At 55.1% G+C, this 14,899-nt stretch carries 13 protein-coding genes and 1 pseudogene; 2 read left to right on the forward strand and 12 right to left on the reverse strand.

Going from position 1 to position 14,899, the window contains the following annotated elements; all coding sequences use genetic code 11:
* Positions 1 to 103 precede the first annotated feature (103 nt).
* From ispH to BJ887_RS12465, 6 genes and pseudogenes are all read right to left on the reverse strand, one after another.
* Positions 104 to 1,054, reverse strand: a complete 951-nt coding sequence (ispH, locus tag BJ887_RS12440; protein ID WP_020882547.1) for a 4-hydroxy-3-methylbut-2-enyl diphosphate reductase — start codon at positions 1,052 to 1,054, stop codon at positions 104 to 106.
* A gap of 1 nt (position 1,055) precedes the next feature.
* Positions 1,056 to 1,505: an FKBP-type peptidyl-prolyl cis-trans isomerase gene (gene fkpB / locus BJ887_RS12445; RefSeq protein ID WP_020882546.1), complete on the reverse strand. Its 450-nt coding sequence runs from the start codon at positions 1,503 to 1,505 to the stop codon at positions 1,056 to 1,058.
* A gap of 92 nt (positions 1,506 to 1,597) precedes the next feature.
* Positions 1,598 to 2,098: a signal peptidase II gene (gene lspA / locus BJ887_RS12450; RefSeq protein WP_020882545.1), complete on the reverse strand. Its 501-nt coding sequence runs from the start codon at positions 2,096 to 2,098 to the stop codon at positions 1,598 to 1,600.
* Positions 2,098 to 4,914 (reverse strand): isoleucine--tRNA ligase, encoded by a 2,817-nt coding sequence (gene ileS, locus BJ887_RS12455; protein ID WP_121339928.1) that lies wholly within the window; start codon positions 4,912 to 4,914, stop codon positions 2,098 to 2,100. Before ileS ends, lspA begins: the two co-directional genes overlap by 1 nt.
* Positions 4,915 to 4,948: 34 nt before the next feature.
* Complete coding sequence (gene ribF, locus BJ887_RS12460; protein ID WP_014168574.1) at positions 4,949 to 5,887, reverse strand: bifunctional riboflavin kinase/FAD synthetase; 939 nt, start codon at positions 5,885 to 5,887, stop codon at positions 4,949 to 4,951.
* 7 nt (positions 5,888 to 5,894) lie between these two features.
* A pseudogene (locus BJ887_RS12465) lies at positions 5,895 to 6,113 on the reverse strand (DUF2575 domain-containing protein).
* Between the two features lie 102 nt (positions 6,114 to 6,215).
* On the opposite strand from BJ887_RS12465, the gene rpsT reads away from it, so the two are divergent.
* Complete coding sequence (gene rpsT / locus BJ887_RS12470) at positions 6,216 to 6,479, forward strand: 30S ribosomal protein S20 (protein ID WP_008502037.1); 264 nt, start codon at positions 6,216 to 6,218, stop codon at positions 6,477 to 6,479.
* A 59-nt stretch (positions 6,480 to 6,538) separates the two neighbouring features.
* Here rpsT and nhaR read toward each other — a convergent pair whose 3' ends face one another.
* The 4 genes from nhaR to dnaK all read right to left on the reverse strand — a co-directional run bounded on the left by nhaR (position 6,539) and on the right by dnaK (position 12,000).
* Positions 6,539 to 7,438 (reverse strand): transcriptional activator NhaR, encoded by a 900-nt coding sequence (gene nhaR / locus BJ887_RS12475; RefSeq protein ID WP_014168572.1) that lies wholly within the window; start codon positions 7,436 to 7,438, stop codon positions 6,539 to 6,541.
* Between the two features lie 57 nt (positions 7,439 to 7,495).
* On the reverse strand, positions 7,496 to 8,671 hold the full coding sequence (nhaA, locus tag BJ887_RS12480; protein ID WP_014168571.1) for a Na+/H+ antiporter NhaA: 1,176 nt from the start codon (positions 8,669 to 8,671) through the stop codon (positions 7,496 to 7,498).
* Between the two features lie 182 nt (positions 8,672 to 8,853).
* Positions 8,854 to 9,999 (reverse strand): molecular chaperone DnaJ, encoded by a 1,146-nt coding sequence (dnaJ, locus tag BJ887_RS12485; protein WP_020882543.1) that lies wholly within the window; start codon positions 9,997 to 9,999, stop codon positions 8,854 to 8,856.
* Positions 10,000 to 10,086: 87 nt separating this feature from the next.
* Positions 10,087 to 12,000, reverse strand: a complete 1,914-nt coding sequence (gene dnaK, locus BJ887_RS12490; protein WP_014168568.1) for a molecular chaperone DnaK — start codon at positions 11,998 to 12,000, stop codon at positions 10,087 to 10,089.
* 297 nt (positions 12,001 to 12,297) lie between these two features.
* Here dnaK and satP point away from each other — a divergent pair, with 297 nt between their 5' ends.
* Positions 12,298 to 12,864 carry an acetate uptake transporter gene (gene satP, locus BJ887_RS12495; protein ID WP_020882542.1) on the forward strand — a complete coding sequence of 189 codons (567 nt, stop codon included), beginning with the start codon at positions 12,298 to 12,300 and terminating at the stop codon, positions 12,862 to 12,864.
* Here the strand turns inward: satP and BJ887_RS12500 are convergent.
* Together BJ887_RS12500 and mog are read right to left on the reverse strand one after the other, a co-directional pair.
* A complete protein-coding gene (locus tag BJ887_RS12500; protein ID WP_121339929.1) occupies positions 12,841 to 14,163 on the reverse strand; it encodes an MFS transporter in 1,323 nt (440 codons plus the stop codon). The genes satP and BJ887_RS12500 overlap by 24 nt on opposite strands.
* 122 nt (positions 14,164 to 14,285) lie before the next feature.
* Entirely contained in the window at positions 14,286 to 14,873 is a 588-nt protein-coding gene (mog, locus tag BJ887_RS12505) for a molybdopterin adenylyltransferase (protein WP_020882540.1), read from the reverse strand.
* Between the last annotated feature and the right edge of the window lie 26 nt (positions 14,874 to 14,899).

Below are 14,899 nucleotides of genomic sequence, written 5' to 3' on the forward strand. Positions count from 1 at the left end.
ACCTGCGCATCAAAGGCGCAATGTGTCAGGTGAATCACAGTTAATCAGCAATAAAAATGCCGGCCACTGACGTGGCCGGCATTCGGGTCATGTGCGAGGAAACTTACTCGACTTCGCGTGCGTCGATACGCAGCTCTTTCGGGACCTCGAAAACAATGTTCTCTTCGCGTCCTTCCAGCGGGACCGCTTCGCCGCCGCCCAGTTCCTGCAGACGGGAAATCACGTTCTGCACCAGGATATCAGGTGCCGAGGCGCCGGCGGTTACCCCGACACAGGCCACGTTTTTCACCCACGCTTCCTGGATATCGCTGGAATCATCAATCAGATAGGCCGCTTTCCCCATTCGCTGCGCAAGTTCAGCCAGACGGTTGGAGTTAGAGGAGTTTTTCGAACCGACAACCAGCACCACGTCCGCCTGTTCAGCCAGAGCACGCACCGCTTCCTGGCGATTGGTGGTGGCGTAGCAAATGTCGTCCTTACGCGGGCCGACGATTTTCGGGAAGCGCTGGCGCAGGGCGTCAATCACGTCCGACGTATCGTCAACGGAGAGCGTCGTCTGGGTCATAAACGAGAGACGCGTTTCATTTTTGACGTTCAGCGTAAACACATCTTCCGGCGACTCCACCAGGTACATCCCCCCTTCCGGGTTGCTGTACTGGCCCATGGTACCTTCGACTTCCGGGTGGCCGGCATGGCCAATCAGGATCGACTCTTCACCACGACGGCTGGCGCGCGCCACTTCCATGTGCACTTTGGTCACTAATGGGCAGGTGGCGTCGAACACGGTCAGATCGCGGCTTTTCGCTTCGTTACGCACCGCCTGAGAAACCCCGTGCGCGGAGAAAATCAGGATCGCGCCGTCAGGCACTTCGCTGATCTGCTCAATGAAGATCGCGCCACGCTCGCGCAGGCTGTCGACGACATAACGGTTATGCACCACTTCGTGACGCACATAAATCGGCGCGCCGTAAATCTCGAGCGCGTTTTCAACAATGCTGATAGCGCGGTCTACACCGGCGCAAAAGCCGCGCGGGTTAGCCAACAGGATCTGCATTTCAGGCCTCCAGTACCGGATCGATCTCCAGCACTTCAATATCAAAATGGACGGTGCGCCCGGCAAGCGGATGGTTGAAGTCAACGGTGATGGAGTCACCATTGATTTCGCGGATCACGCCAGGCATTTCGCTGCCATCCATAGCGGTAAAGAGCATGATCGCCCCGATTTCCGGCTCACCTGCATCCATAAACTCGCGGCGCGAGAAGTACTGAACAAGGTCCGGGCTTGGCACGCCAAACGCGGCATCCGGCTCCAGCGAAAATGCCTTTTTCTCGCCTTCTTTCAGGCCAAGCAGCTGTTGCTCAAGACCTTCAGACAAAGAGGTGTCGCCGAGACGAAACAGGGCGGGTTTGCCGTTATTGCGGGTGGATTCAGCCGTGGAGCCATCATCCAGTTTCAGCGTGAAATGAACGAGAACCGCGCTGTTGCTCTGTACGGATTTAGACATGCAAATTGCTCGCTTGTTTTGACCCACCGGTGAGAGACGGGAGGCCAGACATTCTGTAGGCCGGGGGCGCATGCGCCACCCGGCATTTACATTTAAGCCTGTTTCTTCGCGGCCGCGTTCGGCAAGAAGCCTTCCAGCACGATTAACGCCGCGCCGATGCAAATTGCGCTGTCGGCGAGGTTAAAGGTCGCGAAGTGCCAGTCGCCGACATAGAAGTCGATCATATCGACCACAAAGCCGTGCCACAGGCGATCAAACAGGTTGCCCAGCGCGCCACCGATAATCAGCGCATAGGCGATGTTATTTAGCTTTTGTGTTGCCTTCGAACGGTACATCAGCAGCGATAGCACCACACAGATACCGATAGCGATACCTGCAAAGAACCAGCGCTGCCAGCCACCGCTGTCAGCAAGGAAACTAAACGCCGCACCGTAGTTACGTGCGTAATGCAGGTTAAGCGACGGGAACAGCGACACCGTCTCCCCCAGAGCAAAATTCTGGAGGATCAGGAACTTGCTGCCCAGATCGATAATCAGCACTACCACCACCAGCCACAGCCAGCGCAGTCCTGTTGAACAGAGAGTTTTACTCATCAGGCAAACTTACGTTTCTCGCCGTCACCGGCGACGTTGCTGACACAGCGTCCGCAGATATCTGCGTGTTCCGCCACCTGGCCGACATCAGTGGTGTAATGCCAGCAACGCGGGCATTTATCACCTTCGGCTTTGCTCAGTGCGACTTTCAGTCCTTTGAGCAGTTCGCTCTGCTGTGCATCAGCAGACGCCTGGGCATAATCCGCAACTTTCGCACCGGAGGTCAACAGGACAAATCGTAATTCATCGCCCAGCGCCGTCAGTTTCGCCGCCAGCTCTGGCTCGGCGTACAGGGTAACTGCCGCTTCCAGCGAGCCGCCGACTTTCTTGTCAGCACGCGCCTGCTCGATAACCTTGTTCACTTCGCCACGCACTTTCAGCAGATCGTCCCAGAAGGCATCGTTCATCGCTTCGGTGCTGGAGAGATCGAACAGACCTTCATACCACTCGCCGGTGAAGACATACTTCTCACGGTCGCCTGGCAGGTAACCCCAGATTTCATCTGCGGTGAAGGACATGATCGGTGCCATCCAGCGAACCAGCGCTTCTGCGATGTGGAACAGCGCAGTCTGGCAGCTACGACGCGCCACGCTGTCCGCTTTCGCGGTGTACTGGCGGTCTTTGATGATGTCGAGGTAGAACGAGCCCATCTCAATGGAGCAGAAGCGCATCAGACGCTGCACCACTTCGTGGAAATCGTAAGATTCGTAAGCCTTCAGGATATCTTCCTGTGCCGCTTTCGCGCAGCCTACTGCCCAGCGATCCAGCACCACCATCTCTTCCGGTTTCACCATATCTTTTACCGGATCGAACCCGTTCAGGTTCGCCAGCAGGAAGCGCGCGGTGTTACGGATACGACGATAGCTGTCGGCAGCACGTTTCAGGATCTCGTCCGACACCGCCATTTCGCCGGTATAGTCGGTAGAAGCAACCCACAGACGCAGAATGTCCGCGCCCAGTTTGTTCATCACATCCTGCGGAGAGACGGTGTTACCGATCGATTTAGACATCTTACGGCCCTGACCATCCACGGTGAAACCGTGGGTCAGCACCTGGCGATACGGTGCTTTACCTTTCATGGCGGTGGAAATCATCAGCGATGACATGAACCAGCCACGGTGTTGGTCAGAACCTTCCAGGTACATATCTGCCGCGTGGCCGGCAAATTCCGGACGCACGTCAACAACAGACGCGTGCGTTGAACCGGAGTCAAACCACACGTCCAGGGTATCAGGCACTTTCTCGTAGTTGTCTGCATCAGCGCCCAGGATGTCGCGGGAATCGAGATCCCACCATGCCTGAATGCCGTCAACTTCAACACGCTTCGCGACTTCTTCCATCAGTGCCAGGGTGTTCGGGTGCAGTTCCTGTGTCTCTTTGTGCACGAACAGAGACATTGGTACGCCCCAAGTACGCTGACGGGAGATACACCAGTCAGGACGGTTAGCGACCATGGATTCGATACGCGCCTGACCCCAGTCCGGGATCCACTGCACGCCTTTGATCTCTTTCAGGGACTGCTCGCGCAGGCCTTTCTGATCCATGCTGATGAACCACTGTGGGGTCGCACGGAAGATGATCGGTGATTTGTGACGCCAGCAGCACGGATAGCTGTGCTGCATTTTCTCAACGTGCAGCAGCGCGCCGCTGGTGCGCAGCATGTCAACGATGATGTCGTTTGCTTTGAAGACGTTGATACCGTCCAGCGCCGGGTAGGTACCAGGCAGGTAAGAGCCGTCAGGACCCACCGGGTTCGCGATTTCAAGACCGTATTTCAGGCTGATGCTGTAGTCGTCAGGACCGTGGCCACCGGCGGTATGTACCGCACCGGTACCCGCATCCAGCGTCACGTGATCGCCCAGGATCGCCGGCACATTGAAGTCAAGGAACGGGTGTTTGAAGCGCATCAGCTCCAGCGCGTCACCTTTCACGGTGCCCAGCACGGTGTAGTCGGCGATGTTCGCGCGTTTCAGCACGCTTTCGACCAGATCTTTCGCCAGGATCAGCGCCTGACCGTCAACCTGCACCAGCGCGTACTCGAACTCACCGGACAGGGAGATCGCGCGGTTTGCTGGCAGCGTCCACGGGGTGGTGGTCCAGATAACCAGCGAGATGGGGCCGTTGACAGAGGTCACGCCAAATTTGGCTTTCACCGCCTCCTGATCGACCGCGTGGAAGGCCACGTCGATAGACGGAGAGGTTTTGTCGTAATACTCCACTTCCGCTTCTGCCAGCGCAGAACGGCAGTCCACGCACCAGTGCACCGGCTTCGCGCCTTTGTGCAGATGGCCGTTACCGATGATTTTACCCAGCGCACGGATGATGTTGGCTTCGGTTTTGAAGTCCATGGTCAGGTACGGACGTGACCAGTCACCCAGCACGCCCAGGCGGATAAAGTCCTGACGCTGACCGTCAACCTGCGTAGCCGCGTATTCGCGACATTTTGCGCGGAATTCTGCCGCGGTGAACTTCTCACCCGGCTTACCAAACTCTTGCTCAACTTTCAGTTCGATTGGCAGACCATGGCAGTCCCAGCCCGGAACGTAAGGCGAGTCATATCCCGCGAGGCCTTTGGACTTCACGATAATGTCTTTCAGAATCTTGTTTACAGAGTGACCAATATGAATGCTGCCATTCGCATATGGAGGGCCATCATGCAGAATGAAGGTTTTTTTGCCTTTTTTGGCTGCACGGATGATGCCGTACAGGTCATCATCGGTCCAACGCGCCAGCATTCCCGGTTCGCGCTTGGCGAGATCGCCGCGCATCGGGAACCCTGTTTCCGGCAAATTCAGGGTTGATTTATAGTCACTCATCAGATTCTCGGTTCCGTATTTTTCACGTAGGCATTTAAGCCGGGTTTACTCGCCCAAAAAACTCGCGGGCCGTTAATTCATCTCGCGCGATTTGCGCCTTTAGTTCATCCAGCGAAGCAAATCGCTGCTCATTGCGTATTTTTTTACGCAGTATCACATCTATATGGCGACCATAAAGGTCCATTACAACGTCCAGTAGGTGCACTTCTAATTGTTGACGGACACCGGCGACTGTAGGACGTGTGCCAATATTGGCGACACCGAAATACGGTTTATCGCCCAGACCAGCCACTTCCACCGCATATACCCCTTTAACCGGGGAGACCTGACGACGTAGCGGTATATTCGCCGTCGGGAAACCTATGGTGCGGCCCAGCGCATCGCCATGGACCACACGGCCTGAAATGCTAAACGGATGTCCCAGCAGCGTTTCCGCCGTATCCAGTTCATCGTTGGCCAGCGCCTGACGCACCGCAGTGCTGCTAACCCGGACGCCGCCTTCGCAAAAGGTCATTGCGCTGGTGACATCAAAGCCGTACTCGAGGCCAGCCTTCTGTAATAGCAAGAAATCGCCCTGACGACCAGCGCCAAAGCGGAAATCATCCCCCACGGCCAGAAACTGCACGCCAAGGCGCCTGACCAGCAGGTCACTGACGAAATTTTGTGCTGTGAGCGCGGCAAAGCGGCGATCGAAACGCACGCACAATACGTAGTCCACCCCGGACTCTGCCAGGTAGCGCAACTTCTCGCGCAGGCGAGTGAGGCGAGCCGGTGATTTATCGCCGGCAAACAGCTCCAGCGGCTGCGGCTCAAAAATCATCACTACAACGGGCAGGCCACGCGCCTCCCCTTCTTTACGCAATCCCTGCAGCAGCGCCTGATGACCACGATGCACGCCGTCGAAATTACCAATGGTCAGCACGCACCCGTGCGGTGCTCTGCTGAGATTATGTATGCCGCGTATCAGCTTCATGTCTGGCTCAAAACAGTGAAAATCGCCAAAGTATACCTTGTACAGCGGTTAAGGTTAACCGGCGATTGTTCGCGCAAAACAGAAAGCCGTAATGATTTCATCAGGCTGACCTTTCACAGCAAAAAAATCTGCCCGTGAACTGCGTTTTTTGTGCCGAAAAGCTGTATTCACGAGCGACAAGCTGGTAGAATCCTGCGCCATCACTACGTAACGTAGCGTCGCCAATCAACGGCGCTTATTTGCACAAATCCATTGACAAAAGAAGGTATAGAGGGCATATTCCTCGGCCTTTGAATTGTCCACATAGATCATATTTGGGAGTTGGACCTTGGCTAATATCAAATCAGCTAAGAAACGTGCTATCCAGTCTGAAAAGGCTCGTAAGCACAATGCAAGCCGTCGCTCTATGATGCGTACTTTCATCAAGAAAGTATACGCAGCTATCGAAGCTGGCGACAAAGCTGCTGCGCAGAACGCATTTAATGAAATGCAACCAATCGTGGATCGTCAGGCTGCTAAAGGTCTGATCCACAAAAACAAAGCAGCGCGTCATAAAGCAAACCTGACCGCGCAGATCAACAAACTGGCTTAATCGCCACTTGTTGTTGCTTGTTTTAAAAGAACCCGCTTAACGCGGGTTTTTTTATATCTTCAGATTGCCGGTGGCGTAAACAGCGCCGAGTAGTCGCGGTTACAGATGCGCTGTACTGCCGGATGTTGAATCATCCTTTCTGCAAATATCGCGTGATACTCCTCCATCACGTTATCGACCCGGCCAATCTCCGTAATCTTGTTATCTGAATAGAGATCGTGCACGTACAGCGTCGGTGCAACGAAGATGGCGTTATGCGCCTCACCAAAGGCTTTCATTAGCGCCGCATCGTCAAACTCGCCGAGGATCTCCACCTTCAGTCCCTGAGAGTTAAACCAGTTCAGCAGTTTGCGCCCAAGCATGGAGCGCCGGCCTGGCACCAGCAAACGACGCTCCTCCAGACAGGCAGGAAACGGTTTTTCCGGCGGCGGGTTAATGCACCAGAAGCTGACCCCGCATTCGCCAATCTTCACCGAGAACAGCCCTTCCTGCTGCGTAGAGTCGATCGGGCAGTCCGAGATAATCATATCCAGCTTATGCTGGCTCAGCTGCTCCAGCAGCATCTCGTGCGTGGATTCAAAACAGCGCAGATGGATTTGCTCATCTTCGACCACCGCCGCATCCAGCACGCCGCTGACCAGCCGTTTTGACAACGCATCCGCCACGCCGACGTCAAAGAGCAGGTTTGACTCTTTGCGGTAGTTAACGATATCCAGCATCTCCTGACTTAAGGTAAACATCTTATCCGCGTAGCGGAAAACCAGTTCGCCCAGCTCACTTGGCTCAATCCCACGGCCCTTGCGCTTAAAGAGCTTGCCCTGTAGCCGCTCTTCCAGCGCCTTGATTTGCCCGGTGATGGTCTGCGGCGTCAGGTAGAGCGCCTCTGCCGCCCCCACGACCGAGCCCTGCTTATAGACGTGCCAGAAGTAGTAAAGGTGGTTGTAATTCAAATGAGACATCGTGTCTTCGCTCCCTGATCGTGTAGCGGGAGAAGGTGTTCTTCTCCCGGTTTCCTGTTATGCCTGAACGACCGGTCCGGACAGTTTGACCTTCAATAAGGTATAGCCAGTGACTGCGGCCAGTAACGATCCGATAAGGATGCCCAGCTTCGCCCAGACGATAAGCTCAGGCGCATGGGCACCAAAAGCCAGCGTTGAGATAAAGATCGACATGGTAAACCCAATGCCGCACAGCACGCCCACCGCCATGATCTGCTTAAACGTAGTACCGTGCGGCAGTGACGCCAGCTTCAGCTTCAGCGCCAGCCAGCAGAACAGGCTAATGCCCAGCGGTTTACCAATAAACAGTCCGGCAATAATGCCCAGCGGCAACATTGAGGTCAGTCCCTCAAGGGTTACCCCTTCCAGCGAAACGCCTGCATTAGCGAAAGCAAACAGCGGCAGGATCATAAAGGCGACCCACGGGTGCAGTACATGCTCCAGCTGTTTAGCAGGCGATTTCCCCTCCTGCGGCTTAAGCGGAACGAAGAAGCCGACGATGACCCCGGCGAGCGTAGCGTGCACGCCTGATTTCAGTACCGCGGTCCACAGCACCATCCCCACCAGCACGTAGATCCCGATGCGGCGCACGTTGCAAATGTTCAACAGCGCCAGTACCGCAATCGCTCCTGCGGCAACGCTCAACGACAGGATCGACAGGTCGCTGGTGTAGAACAGCGCAATAATGACAATCGCGCCCAGGTCATCAATGATCGCCAGCGCCATCAGGAAGATTTTCAGTGCCACCGGCACGCGGCTTCCCAGCAAGGCCAGCACACCCAGGGCAAACGCGATATCCGTTGCCGCCGGAATGGCCCAGCCGTGACGCGATACTGGATCCTGCCAGGTGAACGCCAGGAAGAGCAACGCCGGAATGACCATCCCCCCGAATGCGGCAATCACCGGGAACGCGGCACGCTGACGGCTGGCAAGCGAGCCCAGGACCAGCTCACGCTTAACCTCCAGCCCTACCAGCAGGAAAAACACGGCCATCAGTGCATCGTTGATCCACAGCAGCATGTTCTTATTAATTTCCAGCGCCCCGACTTTCAGCTCGACGGGAGTTTCCAGAAACGCGTGGTAAAAGTCGCGTGTGAAACCCATATTGGCCAGCGCCATCGCGGCCGCAGCGGCAATAATCAGGATGATGCCGCCTGATGCTTCACTGCTAAAAAAACGGTGTATTAATTTCACGTAGGCTCTCTCTTACAGCAATACTTCGGTAAAACCATAATACCAGGCCAAACAGCTCGGCAAAAGCAGATTAATGTTGAGTATATATTCAGTTTTACCGAATGATAGCCATGAGGACAGCTACAAAAAGAAAAAGCCCGAAATCGCTTCCGGGCTTTTTGAGATGAACACCAGCTAACGGATCAGCGGGTCAAATCGTCGAAGAATTTTTTGACGCCATCGAAGAAGCTTTTGGAGCGCGGGCTGTTTTTCTCACCCGTCGGGCCGCCAAAACTTTCCTGCAGCTCTTTCAGCAGCTGTTTCTGCTTGTCGTTCAGGCCAACCGGGGTTTCAACCACCACGCGGCACAGCAGGTCGCCCTGCGCACCACCGCGAACGGATTTAACACCTTTACCACGCATGCGGAACAGCTTGCCGGTCTGGGTTTCGCCTGGAACCTTCAGATTGACGCGACCATCAAGCGTTGGCACTTCAATTTCGCCACCGAGTGCCGCCATGGCGAAGTTGATGGGCACTTCACAGTACAGGTTGTTGCCTTCACGCTCAAAGATGGCGTGCTGCTTGACCTGAACCTGAACGTACAGATCGCCTGCTGGTGCACCGTGCTCGCCGGCCTCACCTTCACCTGCCAGACGGATACGGTCGCCCGTGTCCACGCCTGCCGGGATTTTAACGGACAGCGTCTTGGTTTTCTCAACGCGACCATGGCCGTGGCATTTTGTGCAGGGGTCTTTAATCAGCGTACCGCGACCATGACAGTGCGGACACGCCTGCTGCACGGCGAAGAAGCCCTGACGCATCTGTACCTGACCGGAACCGTGACAGGTTGGACAGGTTTGCGGCTGGGTGCCTGCTTTCGCGCCGCTGCCGTGGCAAACGTCACACTCTTCCAGCGTCGGAATACGGATCTCTTTGGTGACGCCGCGTACGGCCTCTTCCAGCGTCAGATCCATGTTGTAGCGCAGGTCGGCGCCGCGCGCCGCGCGCTGACGGCCACGACCGCCGCCAAAAATGTCGCCGAAAACATCGCCAAAGATATCGCTGAAGTCAGCGCCGCCGCCAAAGCCGCCGCCACCGAATCCACCGCCGCCCATGCCGCCTTGTTCGAAGGCTGCGTGACCGTACTGGTCATAGGCCGCACGTTTCTGTGCATCGGTCAGGACTTCGTAGGCTTCTTTGATCTCTTTAAATTTGGCTTCAGCCTCTTTGTCACCCTGGTTGCGGTCCGGGTGGAATTTCATGGCCAGGCGCTTATACGCCTTTTTGATTTCACGCTCTTCCGCAGTTTTCGGAACGCCTAAAATCTCGTAATAGTCTTGCTTTGCCATTGGTTTTTTTAAGCCCCTTAACATGCGAGCACGGGCGTGGAGAGTTCTCCTACGCCCGTGCCGATTAATTACCCTGCATCAGGGCGATTATTTTTTGTCTTTCACTTCTTCGAACTCAGCGTCGACAACGTCGTCGTCTTTCGCGTTGTTCTGAGAAGCGTCAGCGCCAGCCTGCTGTTGGGCGTGCTGCTGCTGAGCGATTTCCATCAGCTTCTGAGAAGCCTGTGCCAGCTCCTGCATCTTCGCTTCGATATCCGCTTTATCTTCGCCTTTCAGAGACGTTTCCAGCGCGCTCAGTGCAGCTTCGATAGCCGTTTTGTCTTCAGCTGGCAGTTTATCGCCGGCTTCTTCAACCTGCTTACGGGTGCTGTGCAGCAGATGGTCGCCCTGGTTGCGGGTCTGAACCAGCTCTTCGAACTTACGGTCAGATTCCGCGTTTGCTTCTGCTTCACGAACCATTTTCTGGATCTCTTCTTCGTTCAGACCGGAAGAGGCCTTAATGGTGATCTTCTGCTCTTTACCGCTGTTTTTGTCTTTCGCGGAAACGTGCAGGATACCATCAGCATCGATATCGAAGGTTACTTCGATCTGCGGCATACCGCGTGGCGCCGGGTTGATGCCATCCAGGTTGAACTGACCCAGTGACTTGTTATCCGCCGCACGCTTACGCTCACCCTGCAGCACATGGATGGTTACTGCAGACTGGTTGTCTTCAGCTGTAGAGAACACCTGGCTGTGCTTAGTAGGGATAGTGGTGTTTTTGGTGATAAGCGCCGTCATCACACCGCCCATGGTTTCGATACCCAGAGACAGCGGGGTAACGTCCAGCAGCAGAACGTCTTTCACATCACCCGTCAACACACCACCCTGAACGGCAGCACCGATAGCCACTGCTTCGTCCGGGTTAACGTCTTTACGTGGCTCTTTACCAAAGAATTCAGCCACTTTCTTCTGAACCATTGGCATACGGGTCTGGCCACCGACGAGGATAACGTCGTTGATATCAGACACGGACAGGCCAGCATCCTGCAGAGCAACTTTCAGTGGCTCGATGGAACGGTTCACCAGGTCTTCTACCAGGCTTTCCAGTTTCGCACGGGTCACTTTAATGTTCATGTGTTTAGGACCGGTCGCGTCTGCAGTGATATACGGCAGGTTCACGTCGGTCTGCTGAGCGGAAGACAGTTCGATCTTCGCTTTCTCAGCGGCTTCTTTCAGGCGCTGCATTGCCAGCGGGTCGTTACGCAGGTCAATGCCCTGATCTTTCTTAAACTCGTCAACGAGGTAGTTGATCAGACGGGTATCGAAGTCTTCACCACCCAGGTGGGTATCACCGTTGGTTGCCAGAACTTCGAAGGTTTTTTCGCCATCAACTTCGTCGATTTCGATAATAGAGATATCGAAAGTACCACCACCCAGGTCGTAAACCGCGATAGTACGGTTGCCAACTTCTTTATCCAGACCGTAAGCCAGTGCCGCTGCGGTTGGTTCGTTGATGATACGTTTTACTTCCAGACCTGCGATACGGCCAGCATCTTTCGTTGCCTGACGCTGAGCATCGTTGAAGTAAGCAGGAACGGTGATAACAGCTTCAGTTACCGGTTCACCCAGGTAATCTTCTGCGGTTTTCTTCATTTTTTTCAGCACTTCAGCAGAGATCTGCGGTGGTGCCGTTTTGGTGCCTTTCACATCAAGCCATGCATCGCCGTTATCTGCTGCGATGATTTTGTAAGGCATGATAGAAACGTCACGCTGAACTTCTTCGTCCTGGAAGCGGCGGCCAATCAGGCGTTTAATCGCAAACAGGGTATTTTGCGGGTTTGTCACTGCCTGACGTTTAGCCGGCTGACCAACCAGAGTTTCACCATCCTGGGTATAAGCAATGATAGAAGGCGTGGTGCGATCGCCCTCGGCGTTCTCCAGCACGCGTGCGGTAGTGCCATCCATAATCGCTACACAAGAGTTGGTAGTACCCAGGTCGATACCAATAATTTTACCCATCTAAACGTCTCCACTTAAAATTCAGTCAACATGTGGTTGTGTACCTGTAATAAGGGCAGAACGTGCTTTTTCAACTGCCCACAATTGATTTTTTTCAGGTCCACACACTGCGGTTGACTACAAGATGGGGTCGCGCCAGCGTCCATCAAGGGGGAACGGTAAAAAAAATTTTTAATTTCACCCTGATGAGATCATAGACGGCATTGATTGCGCCCATTATGATGCCGCGCCCCGTCAGGGAGAACTGACGCGGGTTTAACCATTTCACCATATTAATGATGATTTTTTTGAGGACTTATGGGCAACACTAAGTTGGCTAATCCGGCTCCGCTGGGCCTGATGGGTTTTGGCATGACCACTATCCTGCTGAACCTGCACAACATCGGGATGTTCCCGATGGATGGCATTATCCTGGCGATGGGCATTTTTTACGGCGGTATCGCGCAAATCTTCGCGGGCCTGCTGGAATATAAGAAAGGCAACACCTTCGGCTTAACCGCATTCACCTCTTATGGTTCTTTCTGGCTGACCCTGGTCGCGATCCTGCTGATGCCTAAAATGGGCCTGGCAGACGCGGCAAACGCACATTTCCTGGGCGTTTACCTCGGTCTGTGGGGCGTCTTCACGCTGTTTATGTTCTTCGGCACCCTGAAAGGCAACCGCGCACTGCAGTTTGTTTTCCTGAGCCTGACCGTGCTGTTCGCCCTGCTGGCGATCGGCCACCTCGTGGATAACGAAAGCATCGTGCATATTGCCGGCTGGATTGGTCTGGTGTGCGGCGCAAGCGCTATCTACCTGGCAATGGGTGAAGTGCTGAACGAGCAGTTTGACCGCACCATCCTACCGATTGGTGAAAAACACTGATCCATCTGTCGTGTCCGCCTCGCGGGCACGACATCCCTGTTTCTGCCGAAGCCAAATGCCTAACACCAGCCCCATCACCGACAGCGCGAGCACATACCAGGCGGGTGCCATCGGGGATACTCCCATCAACACCGTGACCGCAATCGGCGTCAGCCCGCCAAAGATGGCGTAAGAGACGTTATAGGAAAAAGAGATCCCGGTGAAGCGGACCTCTGGCGGAAAAGCTCGCACCATCACATACGGCACTGCACCGACAACCCCCACGCACAGCCCGACCGTACCGTAGAGCAGGAACAGCTGTTCAGGATGGCTGCCTGCCAGGTGGTAAAACGCCCAGCTCGACGCAGCCAGCAGCAGACTGCCGATGATGAAAGTCAGGCCGGCACCGATACGATCAACGGCCAGCCCCGCGGCCAGACAGCCAAAGCAGAGCATAATGGTGGCGATACTGTTTGCCTGCAACGTTACCGCCGGCGCAAAACCGTACTGCTTTTGCAGCCATACCGGAGACATTAAGATAACGACCACGATGCCCGCCGACAGCAGCCAGGTGAGCAGCATCGACACCACAACCGCGCTCCGGTGGCGCACCACCACGGCTTTTACCGGCAACTCCTGTGCCAGCGCCTTGCGCTGCTGCATCTCAAGGAAAATAGGTGTCTCCTGCAGCCAGCGGCGAAGATACATCGCCACCAGGCCAAACGCCCCGCCGAGCAGGAACGGTACGCGCCATCCCCAGTCGTGAACCGCCTGTTGCGTCATGCTGGTATTCACGATAGTGGCCACCACTGAACCGAGGAGGATACCGACAGTCAGCCCCGCCGTTAAGGTTCCACAAGCGATGCCGATGCGGCGCGCCGGCACATGCTCCGCCACAAACACCCAGGCCCCCGGCACTTCGCCGCCAATTGCCGCCCCCTGAAGAATGCGCATCAGCAACAGCAGCAGCGGAGCAACAATGCCCATTGAGGCGTAAGTGGGCAGCAGACCAATGGCCAGCGTCGGCACGGCCATCAGTAAAATGCTGAGCGTGAACATCTTCTTACGCCCGACCAGGTCACCAAAGTGGGCCATCACAATGCCACCCAGCGGTCGCGCCAGATACCCGGCGGCAAAAATGCCGAAGGTTTGCACCTGGCGCAACCACTCCGGGATATCTGCCGGGAAGAAAAGCTCCCCCACCACGGCGGCGAAGAAGACGAAGATGATAAAGTCGTAAAACTCCAGCGCACCGCCTAAGGCCGCGAGCGTGAGGGTTTTATAGTCCTGTCGATTCAGAAGTCGGGTGTTATGTGACATAGCGAACCATTTGGCTTATGTTGTGGATTTATTTTTACAGCAAACGTAAAGAAAAAATTACTATACCGTAAAACCCTTACCACGCCACCGTCGCTTCAGCTAATGTCACATATTGATTAATTTCAGGAGATTGTCTCGCGACGGGCGTTTTTCGGACGAAAAGCTGCTACCACTTTCTCATCGGTTTCTACATACGGGCCGTCAAGTAACTGTATACAATACGGTACACTTGCAAAAATCCCGTGCACGATCACGCTGCCATCTTCCGCTTTCAGTCCTTCAAGCGTCTCTTTGATGGACTTCGGCTGGCCCGGCAAATTCAGAATCAATGCCTGCTTGCGGATTACCCCGACCTGACGGGAGAGGATCGCCGTCGGGACAAAGTGTAGACTGATCTGGCGCATCTGCTCACCGAAGCCAGGCATCTCACGATCGGCAACCGCCAGCGTGGCATCCGGAGTGACGTCCCGGCGCGCAGGCCCGGTGCCTCCCGTGGTCAATACCAGGTGGCAGCTCATCTCATCCACCAGCTCACAGAGTGTCTGTTCGATAATTGGCTGTTCGTCAGGGATCAGGCGGGTCTGGATCTCAAAGGGGGTTGTCAACGCACTGCCCAGCCATTCTTCCAGCGCGGGGATGCCTTTATCCTGATAAACACCGCTGGAGGCGCGGTCAGAAATCGACACTAAGCCGATGCGTAAGGTATTCATATCCATTCCATTCAAAAAAGTACTGA

It is taken from the genome of Enterobacter sp. WPR_3_1 (assembly GCF_003635055.1).
In the GTDB taxonomy this organism is placed as follows: Bacteria; Pseudomonadota; Gammaproteobacteria; order Enterobacterales; family Enterobacteriaceae; genus Enterobacter; species Enterobacter ludwigii.